Here is a 10,762-nt window from a genome sequence, read left to right on the forward strand (position 1 = left end):
CTGCGAGCCGGGCTTTTTAATTGGGACATCCTCAGAAGATGATGAAATCCTTGTATGTCAGGGCCAGGTTCTTGTCGATCGTCGCGAACTGAACCGCCTTGGCGGCGCCGGTTCCATCCGGATCATAGAACAAGGCCCCCGCCGACTTGTAATAGATGATCCGATCGTACTTGTCCTTCACATGGTCCCCCACCACGAATGCATTGGACGACAAAGGGCCCTTGGCGATCTTGGTGAAGATCGACCGGGACAGCTTGATCGTGTCCTCTGATTTGAAATCAGCGATATACTGGATGTTCGCGCTCGCCAATGACGCGGTGAACACGAAGGTATCACTTCCGGCGCCGCCATACAGAGCGTCTCTGCCGGTGCCGCCGTAGAGGACATCGTTGCCGTCGCCGCCAAAAAGGCTGTCGTTGCCCGTGCCGCCATAAAGCGTGTCGTTGCCGGTGCCTACCAGTCCGGTGCCGGCAGCCCCATCTCCGCCGATGACGTAATCGTTGCCGGCGCCGCCATCGATGAGATCATTGCCCTTCCGGCCGAATGCCTGGTCGTTTCCGCCAAGGGCATAGACCCTGTCGTTGCCGTATTCGCCGACAACCTGCTCGCCGGCATTCGTTCCGTAGCGGATGACGGCGGCGTCCTCGTATACGTTGATGAGCTTGATCACCACATCTTTCGTGGCTGTACCGACCATGGCCCCGTCGCTGAGATTCTTGATTCCGTCGCTCACTTGGACCTTGATGGTAAAGGTGGCGTGCGTGTCGTAATCGAGGAGGTCCTTGTTCTTGACGCGAATGGTCTTCCCATCGGCATCCAGCTTGAAGACGCCTCCGGCATCGTCGATGAGGGTGTAGGTCAGCGCATCGCCATCGGCATCGGTGGCGGAGAGGACGCCGACCGCCGTGTCGACGGCGCTGTTTTCAGTCACGCCGCTGCCCGAGATGCTGACGGTGGTGGGAGCTGCAGAGTTGGTGAGAGCGTAGATCGCAGGGGCGATCGTGTCGTTACCCAGGAACTTCAGAAGACGGATGCCCTTGAGGCTGTCCTCGCCGCCCGCACCGACGATGGTTTCGCCGCTCTGCGCCCCCTCGATGGTATGCTTGACCGTGAATAGGGTATCCTCGGTGCCGGTCGTTGCGGAGATGATATAGTTGCTCCTGGAGCCCGTGAAGACAGCCATGTCGTTGCCATCGCCGCCTTCCAGGCTGTCATTGCCGTCGCCGCCCCAAAGGGTATCGTTGCCGGCATCGCCGATCAGCCTGTCGGTGCCAAGTCCACCGATGAGACTGTCATTGCCGGTGCCGCCATTGAGGCTGTCGTTGTCCGCGCCACCGTCAAGCGTATCGTTGCCGTCGGAGCCCTCGAGCGTATCGGTGCCGCCATGACCGTTGATGCTGTCATTGCCACTGCCGCCCCAAATCCTGTTGGTGCCATCGCTGCCGTCAATGGTATCCCAGTTGCTGCTGCCGTTGACGTTTTCGATGTCCTTTACCGTGTCCCAGCCGAAACCTGAGGTATTTTGGGACACGCCATTGAGCCGAAGGTCCAGTCTGACCGCAGCCGTCCCGTAGTAATTGGCCGTATCTTCGCCCTCGCCGCCGTCGAGCGTGTCATTGCCGGCACCGCCTTCGAACGTATCGTTGCCGGCGCCACCTTCGAGCATATTGTCGGCGCTGTTGCCTTTGAGCCAATCGGTGTTGGCACCGCCAAGGATGTTCTCGATGCTGACCAGCGTATCGGAATCGAACCCGCCGCCAATGGCCTGCTGGCCGGTTTGGGAGAGATCCACCGAGATAGCGCCCGTCGCACCCGAATAATCGACCGTGTCGCTGCCCGCGCCGCCATCCATGAAGTCGCTGCCCGTTCCGCCGACGAAGACCTCGGAACCCGCACCGCCATAGGCCCTATCGTTACCGGCACCCAGCACGATCTTGCCGATGATGGTGCCGCCGCTGCCGTCATAGATGTCGTCGCCGCTGCCCAGGTCGATGGCGATACCCTCAGGCCCCGTGGAGCGGATCAAACCGGCATTGACCACCCTGTCGTTAGCGGAACCGCTCACGACGGCCTTTCCGGACGTGATGATCGTACCGGTGTTCAGCACCTCTAGCTTGCCATTGGCGTCCATCTTGATGCCGGTCGCGCCGGTGATGGTGCCCTGGTTCGTGACGAGGCCGTCTCCGCCATTGGCGAAATGGATGCCCGCACCCGTCACCGACGAGATGAAGCCGCCGGCGTTGAAAACCCTGTTCGGGCTCGCGGTGGTGCCGACCGCCGCAAAATTGATGCCGTCGTTCTGACCGCGAATGGTCACGCCGGGAATGATCGTGATGTCCTGGATTCCGGTCGCGTTGATCGCGTTGCCTCCCGTCGTGCCGTTATAGGTCGTCACGCCGAAGAAGGCGGTTCCATCGTTCAGGATCACGCTTCCGTCGGCGGCATAGGTAGGGAGATTGGAAGGATCGAAATAATAATCGGCCATGGGTCTCTTCCGAAGAGCAAAGAACTGATGGTCGATATTGATATGTTATTTCGTCATAAACGGAAAGGGCCAAGATCGGACTTTTCCGCCGCACCTTTGCAGATTTGAAACGTCCTTCGATGCACTCCTGAGCATTGGAAAGAGAAACTGCCGCTCCAATCGCTGAGAGGAGCGTTAATAGAGAGTAAATCTACGATCTTCCCTTAAGGCGTGCCCTAACATCACGGAGAAGGCGACCCCCGTCCCGCTCAGAGCGCTTCGCCTTTCAGAAGGCGCGGCGCATTCTCTCTCCTCAGGCCCGCCGCCTCGCGAATGAAGAAGCGTTTCAAGCCCGGCATCCGGTCGACAAGCCCCAGGCCGAAATCGCGGATTAGGCGCACCGGCAGAAGATCGTTGGAAAAGAGCCGGTTCAAACCGTCCGTCATGATACCCATCGCCGTGATATCCGCCCGGCGGGCACGCTCGTATTGCATGAGCACATCGGCGCTGCCCGGATCCTGGCCCAGACGCATGGCGTCCGTGATGATCTCCGCCAGCGCCGCCACATCGTGCAGGCCGAGATTCAGGCCCTGACCGGCGATCGGGTGAATGAGGTGAGCCGCATCGCCCAGGAGTGCGAGGCGTTCGCCCACGAAGCAGCGCGCGACACCGAAGGCCAGCGGATAGGCCTGAGGCTTGGTCTCGAACGCGATCCTGCCGAGTTGCAGCCCGAAACGCTTCTCGAGCTCCGCCTGCAGGTCCTCAGGGTGCGATTCCAAAAGCGCCGGCACGTTCCCGCTGCGCTCGCTCCAGACGATGGAGGAGCGGTGCTGCACGGTGCCGTCAGGGCGCACCTCGTCCTTGAGGGGCAGGATGGCGAAGGGGCCGGCAGGAAGGAAATGCTCCACCGCCCGGCCCTCGTGATCGCGCTCATGCGAGATCGTCGCGACAATGCCGGATTGGTTGTAAGGCCAGAAGATCCAGCCGATACCCGCCTGCTCGCGCAGGCGCGAGCGCGCGCCATCGGCTGCAACGAGAAGCGCTGCAGAGATCGTCTCGCCTCCCGCCAGCATCACATCCGTTCGCGCGCCTCGGGTGGAAAAACTCTTCACGCCCTCGGACCTTAAGCTCACGCCGATGTCCCGGCAGGCATCGAGCAGGAGCGCGGTCAGGTCGCCGGACGTCACCATATGGGCGAAAGGCTCGCCCTCCACCGCACCCTCGAAGGTGAGAAAGGTGGGGCGCACCGGGTCCTGCAAGCCGGAATCGGTGATCACCATGTCGAGGATCGGTTGCGCCTTGTCAGCCATCTTGTCCCAAAGGCCCAGCGCCTCGAACATCCGCCGCGCCGACGCCGCGATGGCAAAGGAGCGCCGGTCGCCGTGCGGATCGCGGGCAAGCGCCGGATCGCACATGACCACATCGACACCATCCTCCAGCGCGCGTTTGAGGGCGAGCGAGAGGGACAGACCGGCCAATCCGCCGCCTGCGATGACAATGCGCGACCGCTCCATGCCCGCTCCTGCACCCATCATTTTCTCCTCAACTCAATCTGTCTCGAACGTTATACGTTGGGTGTCAGCGATCCATTGACCAGCGTCAAGCTTGACCTTCGCCCGCTGCTCGCTGATGGATGATGCTTCCCTTCGATGAGGATGACCGATTCATGTCCCGCGCCGTGACCGACCTTCTCTCCATTCTCGACCTCGAACAGCTCGAAGTGAACCTGTTTCGCGGCCAGAGCCCGAAGAGCGGATGGCAGCGCGTCTTCGGCGGGCAGGTGATCGGCCAGTCGCTGGTGGCCGCCACCCGCACCGTGGACGAGCGCCATCCTCATTCGCTCCATTGCTATTTCATGCTCCCGGGCGATCCCAAGGTGCCGATCATCTACGAGGTAGACCGGATCCGCGACGGCAAGAGTTTCACAACCCGCCGTGTGGTGGCGACGCAGCATGGCCAAGCCATCTTCGCCATGTCCGCCTCGTTCCAGATCGATGAAAGTGGCTTCGAGCATCAGGCCGAGATGCCGAAAGTGCCCGGTCCCGACGAACTTCCCTCCGAGGAAGAGGTCAAGGGCGGTCTGCTGCTGCAGATGCCCGAGCCCATGCGCACCTACTACGAGCGCGAGCGTCCGCTCGAGATCCGCCCCGTAGAGATCAAGCGCTACACCTCGCGCGAACCCGGAGAACCGCGCTTCCACGTGTGGATCAAGACCACGGGCCGCCTGCCGGACGATCCGGCGATCCACCAATGCGTCCTGGCCTATGCCTCGGACATGACGCTCCTCGATACGTCTCTTTTTCCTCACGGCCGGACCGTGTTCGATCCCACGATTCAGGCGGCGAGCCTCGACCACGCCATGTGGTTCCACCGGCCCTTCCGGGCCGACGAATGGCTGCTCTATGCCCAGGACACGCCCTTCGCCGGCAGCGCCCGCGGCTTCTCGCGCGGGCTGATCTTCAAGCAGGACGGCACCCTCGTCGCCTCGGTGGCTCAGGAAGGCCTGATCCGCGACCGCTCTGCCTAAAATGGCATTTGCTTAAAATTTAAGCAATCAGGGCAATTTCTGGCCATTCCGCACCTGCCTCCGAAAGAGGCAGGGCCGCAACCTCGTGCCTGAGCAGGCTTGGCACGATCATTGCATATCCCCTTCCCGACACCGCCTTCAGGGGCGGGTTCATGTGGAAACCATGGCCTGACATTCCAGGCCAGCGTCTCAAAGGGGGCCAGACCCATGAAAATCGTGATGGCGGTCATCAAGCCGTTCAAGCTGGAGGAGGTGCGTGATGCACTCACCGCCCTCGGCGTGCACGGCCTCACCGTGACCGAGGTGAAAGGATACGGACGGCAGAAGGGCCACACGGAAATTTATCGCGGCGCCGAATATGCCGTGAGCTTTCTGCCGAAGCTCAAGATCGAGGTGGCGGTGGCGACAGACCTCGTGCCGCAAGTGATCGATGCGATCACGGCAGCCGCGCGCACGGGCCAGATCGGCGACGGCAAGATCTTCGTCACGCCCATCGAGAAAGCGGTCCGCATCCGTACGGGCGAGACCGATTCCGATGCCCTTTGATGCTCACCCCTTCCGTTCTCTTCGGAGTTTGAATTCGATGAAGTTCCGTCCTCTCTTCCTGACCGCGCTCGGCGCGCTGGGGCTCGGCCTCCTGGCGGTCGATCCGGCTCTCGCACAGGATGCCGCTGCAGCTGCTCCCACCGTCGACAAGGGCGACACCGCCTGGATGCTCGTCTCCGCGCTGCTCGTGATCCTCATGACGATCCCCGGCCTCGCGCTGTTCTATGGCGGCCTCGTGCGCACCAAGAACATGCTCTCCGTGCTCATGCAGGTCTTCGCGGTGTTCAGCCTCGTGGCCATCCTGTGGGTGTTCTACGGCTATTCGCTCGCCTTCACCTCCGGCGGCGAGGGAACGCTGGGTGCCATCATCGGCGGCTTCTCAAAGGCGTTTCTCGCCGGCGTAACGACGGATTCCACCGCCGATACCTTCACGAAGGGTGTCGCCATTCCGGAATTCACCTTCGTCGCCTTCCAGCTGACCTTTGCGTGCATCACCCCTGCCCTGATCGTCGGCGCCTTCGCCGAGCGCATCAAGTTCTCGGCGGTGATGCTGTTCAGCGGCCTCTGGGTAACCTTCATCTATCTGCCGATCGCACACATGGTGTGGTTCTCCGAAGGCTATCTCTTCGGCCTCGGCGCTCTCGACTTCGCGGGCGGCACTGTCGTGCACATCAACTCCGGCGTGGCCGGTCTCGTCGGCGCTCTCATGGTCGGCAAGCGCATCGGCTATGGCCGCGACCTGATGGCTCCGCACTCGCTCACCCTCACATTCGTCGGCGCATGCCTTCTATGGGTCGGCTGGTTCGGCTTCAATGCCGGCTCCAACCTCGAGGCCACGGGCGGCGCGGCCCTCGCTCTGCTGAACACCATCGTGGCTCCGGCTGCGGCAGGCCTTTCCTGGATGACCGTTGAGGCCATGGGCAAGGGCAAGGCTTCACTGCTCGGCATCGCTTCGGGCGCTGTCGCTGGCCTGGTCGCCATCACGCCGGCTGCGGGTCTTGCCGGTCCAATGGGCTCCATCGTGCTCGGCTTGGTTGCCGGTGCGGCCTGCTATTTCGCCGTGACAGCCGTGAAGAATGCGCTGGGCTACGACGATGCGCTCGACGTGTTCGGTATCCACGGCGTGGGCGGCATCATTGGCGCCGTTGGCACCGGCATCGTGGCCGCTCCCTCGCTCGGCGGCTATGGCGTCGGCGAATACAGCATCTCCGGCCAGCTCGTCACGCAGGTGATCGCGGTGGCCATCACCCTGGTGTGGACCGGCATCGGCTCCGTGATCCTCTTCAAGATCGTAGACCTGATCACGGGCCTGCGCGTCACGCAGGATGCCGAGCGCGAGGGTCTCGACCTCGCTGATCACGGCGAGCGCGCCTACAACTACTAGAGCTTCGGACGAGAAAAGTGGACTTGCACTTTTGGGATCCATCCGATGCTCCTTTCCATAGAGAGCGCATCGTGCGGAAAACCGGGTCCACTTTTCACTGACGTGGCCCTTCGGGTCGCTAGCGCGGCCCGCTGGGTCCGCAAGATGCGCTAAGCCGGCATAACCTGCATCGTCCGAAGGCTTGAGACCCTCCGTCGGGCGATGCGTCAACGAAGCCTTCCAGAGGCTCGAAACGGAAAGCCCCGGTCTGGAAAGCCGGGGCTTTTCTCGTATCCGATGTCATTCCCGGCTGGAGCGCAGCGGAGGGAGAGGGAATCCACTCTCATGCGCAACACCGGGAATCCCTTTCCCGCGCTTCACGTGTCGGGGATGACGAGGAGGCGCAATGGCGATGGTCTTCACCCGTTCTTGATCAGCTGCTTCAGCTTCGAACGCCGGATCTCGGCCGTCTCCTGAAAGTTCGACGTGCCGTAGAAATCGCCCTTGCTGTCCATGAGGAAAATCGTGGCGGAGTGATCCATGGTGTAGCCGTTATCGGTCGGTACCTTGCGGTAATAGATCTTGTACGCCTTCGCGACGGCTGCGATCTCTTCCTCCGTCCCGGTCAGCCCCACGATGCGCGGATCGAATGACGAGAGATAGGTCTTCATCAGTTCCGGCGTGTCCTGCGCGGGATCGACGGTAATGAAGGCAACCCGCAGCTTGTCGGCATCCGAATCTAACGACGCCAGATCCTGTGTGAGATCATAGAGCGTGGTCGGGCAGACTTCCGGACAATGGGTGAAACCGAAGAACACCACGAAGGGTTTGCCCTTCAGATCCGCATCCGTGAACGGCCTGCCCTCGTGCGAGGTCAGACGGAACGGCCCGCCGATGGGGACACGTCCGGCACTCTGCTGCTGTTGCGGCTGGAAGATGAACAACGCGGTGGCAAGCAGGATGCCGAGGCCTGCGAGAAACACCACGAGCGGGATAAGAAGAGAGCGTTTGAAAGCCATCGTTCGACTCCTTGCTAGTGCTTGTGTTCCATCGCAGAGGGAGCAGCACCGCCCATGCCGCGCACCGTGTATTCCACGTCGACGGTTCCGGCCTTCTCGAAGACGAGCGTGCCCTTCACAATCTGACCTTCCTTCAAAGGCTCCTTCAGATCCATGAACATGAGATGGCCTGCGCCGGGCTTCAGCTCCACGGTCGCGCCGGGCTTGATCTCGAGCCCGCCCGCAACCTGCTTCATGCGCATGATGTCGCCTTCCATCGTCATCTCGTGCACTTCAACGCGCGAAGCGTTGGGGAAGGAGCCGCCGATCAGGCGGTCGGCTTCCTTTCCGTTGTTGGTGATGCGCAGATACCCACCACCCACCTGCGCGCCGGCAGGCGTTGCGCGCGACCAGGGTTGCTCGATGGTGAGCGTGCCGACTTGCTGCGCCACTGGCGATGGGTTTGCTGCGGCGACGATCTTCACGCCCGGTGCAGGCGAAGCGAGATGATGCGAATCCTCGCCGGCGGCAGGGACCTGCACCCATTCCTCGGTATCCTTCTCGCATTCCTGCACCACCGGGAAGTAGACCGTCGCGCCCGGCTGGAACGCATCGGTGAAGCGCGCCTGGAATACGAACTCGTCATAGAAGCCATCGTCGAGCGAGCCGGTCCAGACGATGTCGGTCACGCCTTCGGAGACGGTTTCGCCATGCACCTGATAGGCACGCACGTAAGAGCCCTTCGTCGTCTCCAATTTCCAACCCGCCTTCGGCATGGGTTTGACGGCGACAATACCTTCGGGAATGCGCACGCGTACCTTCAGGGTAGGCTGACCATCGCAGCCGTGCGGGATGCGCAAGACCGCCTTGAATGGAGAATTCGGCGTGGTCTGCGCCGTCTCGAAGGAGACATGGGCGAGAGCAGGCGCGGAAAGGCTGACGAGAGCGGCGACAAGCGCACCGCGGGAACGAGACGACGACATGGAAATGACCTGTGAGATTCGCGTGATTGTTGAAGAGGCAATCAGGCGAGGCGCGGCGGCGCGCGCGATCCGACAGGCAGAACGCTCGATGAAAGGCGTGCCTGGAGAGAACCAACCGGCACGCGCACGCTGAGGGCAACAGGTCCGAGCCGTTCGGCCGGGACCGTCTCGGGAGCAGGCCCGGCCGGTCCCGCGCCATGGCAGCTCAGGGTGCAGCACAGACCGTCATGCGTTGTGGCAGGGCCGTGATCGGGCTGGGTCCGCCCATCCTGAAGGCAGAGAATACCCTGGGGACCCGCCGCTTCCGCCGCATGGGCCGCACCGCTGAGCGAGACGAGAACCGTCTGCAGCACGAGCGCATAGGCCATCAGCGCCGTGAGAACGGCGCGCTTGAAAGCCGTGATCGTGCCCTTGCGCATCATGGCCGGGACACTGGTCTCTCCCGCCCCTGCCGTCAACTGCGCAAAAGCCCTCGGGCATCGGACCCGAAAGTGAATTCCACTTTCGGGACTCCATCCGATGCTCACTTTAACCGTGCCTCGTGAGGAAAACCGAGGTCGCTTTTCACACGAATCGCTAGGGTTAATAGGCCCTTAACCCACCCCCTCTAAACTCCCAGCAAGATTGTCTCATTTTATCTGGTTTTCAGAGTGGTTTGATGCGTACGGCACGCCGTTCCTCCTCTTCCGCCTATGACGGCCTTTTCAGCGGCTTGCGGGCCTTCATCGCCCGCCGGACGCAGGAATTGACCGGCCTGTGCCTCGTCGCCGTCGCGGGGGCGGTGGCAGTGGCGCTTGCCACTTGGTCAGTGGACGACCCAAGCCTCAACAACGCCACCGATCTTCCTGTTCACAACCTGCTCGGCTGGCCGGGTGCCATCATCGCCGATCTGCTGATGCAGTTGTTGGGCCTCGGCGCCATCGCCGGGGTGTTGCCGCTGGCGCTCTGGGGCTGGCGTCTCATGAAATCGGGCGAGCTCGGCCGCCTGCAGCTGCGCTTTGCCCTGTGGGTGATGGGCGTGGGCGCCGCCACGGCGCTCGCGAGCGCCATGCCGGCCACCGACCGCTGGCCCCTGCCGACGGGCCTCGGCGGCGTCGCGGGCGACGCGATCCTCACCGGCGCCAAAGCCATCACGGGCCTGTCCAATGGCTCGGCCAGCGCCGTTCTCGGCTTCCTCTTCGCCGGCATCGCTATTTTGAGCCTCACAGCCGCCTGCGGCCTCAGCCCCAATGAGGAGCGCCACCACGAGGAACCCGAGGAAGAAGAGGCTCCACGCCCGGTCAGGCGCCGTCAGATCGCCGATTGGGACGAGGCTGAGGAAATCACCCACGACGAACCCGGCTGGGGCATCGTGTCCCTCGGTGCGCTCGCCCACGGCGTCATGAGCCTTCGGGCCACGGCGCGCCGCTGGAGCGAGAAGCGCCACGCGCCGGCCGAAGACGAGGATTTCGAGCCCGCACCGCAGCCCCGTCGCGCCAATCGGGACGGCACCATGCGTCGCGAGCCCGTGCTCGATGCACCCCCTGCCCGTGCCTCGCGAACCGCACCTGCGGCAGCTCCGGCTGACGAGGACGAGGACGATTCGTATGACGGCGAGCCCATGGCACAGCCGGTGCCTCGCGCCGCCATGCGCCCCGAGCCCGTCTCGGCCCGCGTCGGGCCTGTCCCCGCCGCGCCAAGGCCCGGCAAGCGCATGGCGCGTGAGGCGCAGCCTTCGCTTCTCGACGAAGAGAAATACCAGCTGCCGCAACTGAGCCTGCTCGCGGAGCCCAAGAAGGCGTCGGCTCCCTTGATCTCGGCGGAGGCGCTGGAGCAGAACGCCAATCTGCTCGAGGGCACGCTGGAGGATTTCGGCGTCCGTGGCGCGATCACGAAGGTGAG

General features: G+C 62.9%; 9 protein-coding genes. 4 read left to right on the plus strand and 5 right to left on the minus strand.

Annotated features, from left to right (window positions below):
- Positions 1 to 31 precede the first annotated feature (31 nt).
- Complete coding sequence (locus ACUXUR_RS05140) at positions 32 to 2,485, minus strand: calcium-binding protein (RefSeq protein ID WP_445501254.1); 2,454 nt, start codon at positions 2,483 to 2,485, stop codon at positions 32 to 34.
- Positions 2,486 to 2,733: 248 nt separating this feature from the next.
- Complete coding sequence (locus ACUXUR_RS05145; RefSeq protein WP_445501280.1) at positions 2,734 to 3,996, minus strand: ubiquinone biosynthesis hydroxylase; 1,263 nt, start codon at positions 3,994 to 3,996, stop codon at positions 2,734 to 2,736.
- A gap of 134 nt (positions 3,997 to 4,130) precedes the next feature.
- On the opposite strand from ACUXUR_RS05145, the gene tesB reads away from it, so the two are divergent.
- From tesB to ACUXUR_RS05160, 3 genes are all read left to right on the plus strand, one after another.
- The gene (tesB, locus tag ACUXUR_RS05150) at positions 4,131 to 4,991 is read left to right on the plus strand and encodes an acyl-CoA thioesterase II (RefSeq protein ID WP_445501255.1); all 861 of its coding nucleotides are present in this window, start codon (positions 4,131 to 4,133) and stop codon (positions 4,989 to 4,991) included.
- 207 nt (positions 4,992 to 5,198) lie between these two features.
- The gene (locus tag ACUXUR_RS05155) at positions 5,199 to 5,537 is read left to right on the plus strand and encodes a P-II family nitrogen regulator (RefSeq protein WP_445501256.1); all 339 of its coding nucleotides are present in this window, start codon (positions 5,199 to 5,201) and stop codon (positions 5,535 to 5,537) included.
- A gap of 37 nt (positions 5,538 to 5,574) precedes the next feature.
- Positions 5,575 to 6,921, plus strand: a complete 1,347-nt coding sequence (locus tag ACUXUR_RS05160; protein WP_445501257.1) for an ammonium transporter — start codon at positions 5,575 to 5,577, stop codon at positions 6,919 to 6,921.
- Between the two features lie 398 nt (positions 6,922 to 7,319).
- Here the strand turns inward: ACUXUR_RS05160 and ACUXUR_RS05165 are convergent, their stop codons facing one another.
- Genes ACUXUR_RS05165 through ACUXUR_RS05175 form a run of 3 tightly spaced genes read right to left on the minus strand, consistent with a single transcriptional unit; the run spans position 7,320 to position 9,303 of the window.
- Positions 7,320 to 7,919, minus strand: coding sequence for an SCO family protein (locus tag ACUXUR_RS05165; RefSeq protein WP_445501258.1), 600 nt, complete (start codon positions 7,917 to 7,919; stop codon positions 7,320 to 7,322).
- Between the two features lie 14 nt (positions 7,920 to 7,933).
- Positions 7,934 to 8,881 carry a DUF1775 domain-containing protein gene (locus ACUXUR_RS05170; RefSeq protein WP_445501259.1) on the minus strand — a complete coding sequence of 316 codons (948 nt, stop codon included), beginning with the start codon at positions 8,879 to 8,881 and terminating at the stop codon, positions 7,934 to 7,936.
- Between the two features lie 41 nt (positions 8,882 to 8,922).
- On the minus strand, positions 8,923 to 9,303 hold the full coding sequence (locus ACUXUR_RS05175) for a hypothetical protein (RefSeq protein WP_445501260.1): 381 nt from the start codon (positions 9,301 to 9,303) through the stop codon (positions 8,923 to 8,925).
- Between the two features lie 236 nt (positions 9,304 to 9,539).
- On the opposite strand from ACUXUR_RS05175, the gene ACUXUR_RS05180 reads away from it, so the two are divergent.
- A partial coding sequence (locus ACUXUR_RS05180) for a DNA translocase FtsK 4TM domain-containing protein (protein ID WP_445501261.1) occupies positions 9,540 to 10,762 on the plus strand: 1,223 nt, incomplete at its 3' end.

Source organism: Microvirga medicaginis, from assembly GCF_052658925.1.

Coding starts and splice junctions, on each gene's coding strand:
- ACUXUR_RS05145 (WP_445501280.1), bottom strand. CDS start 3,996: ATGGGTGCAGGAGCGGGCATGGAGCGGTCGCGCATTGTCATCGCAGGC.
- ACUXUR_RS05170 (WP_445501259.1), bottom strand. CDS start 8,881: ATGTCGTCGTCTCGTTCCCGCGGTGCGCTTGTCGCCGCTCTCGTCAGC.
- tesB (WP_445501255.1), top strand. CDS start 4,131: ATGTCCCGCGCCGTGACCGACCTTCTCTCCATTCTCGACCTCGAACAG.
- ACUXUR_RS05165 (WP_445501258.1), bottom strand. CDS start 7,919: ATGGCTTTCAAACGCTCTCTTCTTATCCCGCTCGTGGTGTTTCTCGCA.
- ACUXUR_RS05175 (WP_445501260.1), bottom strand. CDS start 9,303: ATGATGCGCAAGGGCACGATCACGGCTTTCAAGCGCGCCGTTCTCACG.
- ACUXUR_RS05160 (WP_445501257.1), top strand. CDS start 5,575: ATGAAGTTCCGTCCTCTCTTCCTGACCGCGCTCGGCGCGCTGGGGCTC.
- ACUXUR_RS05155 (WP_445501256.1), top strand. CDS start 5,199: ATGAAAATCGTGATGGCGGTCATCAAGCCGTTCAAGCTGGAGGAGGTG.
- ACUXUR_RS05140 (WP_445501254.1), bottom strand. CDS start 2,485: ATGGCCGATTATTATTTCGATCCTTCCAATCTCCCTACCTATGCCGCC.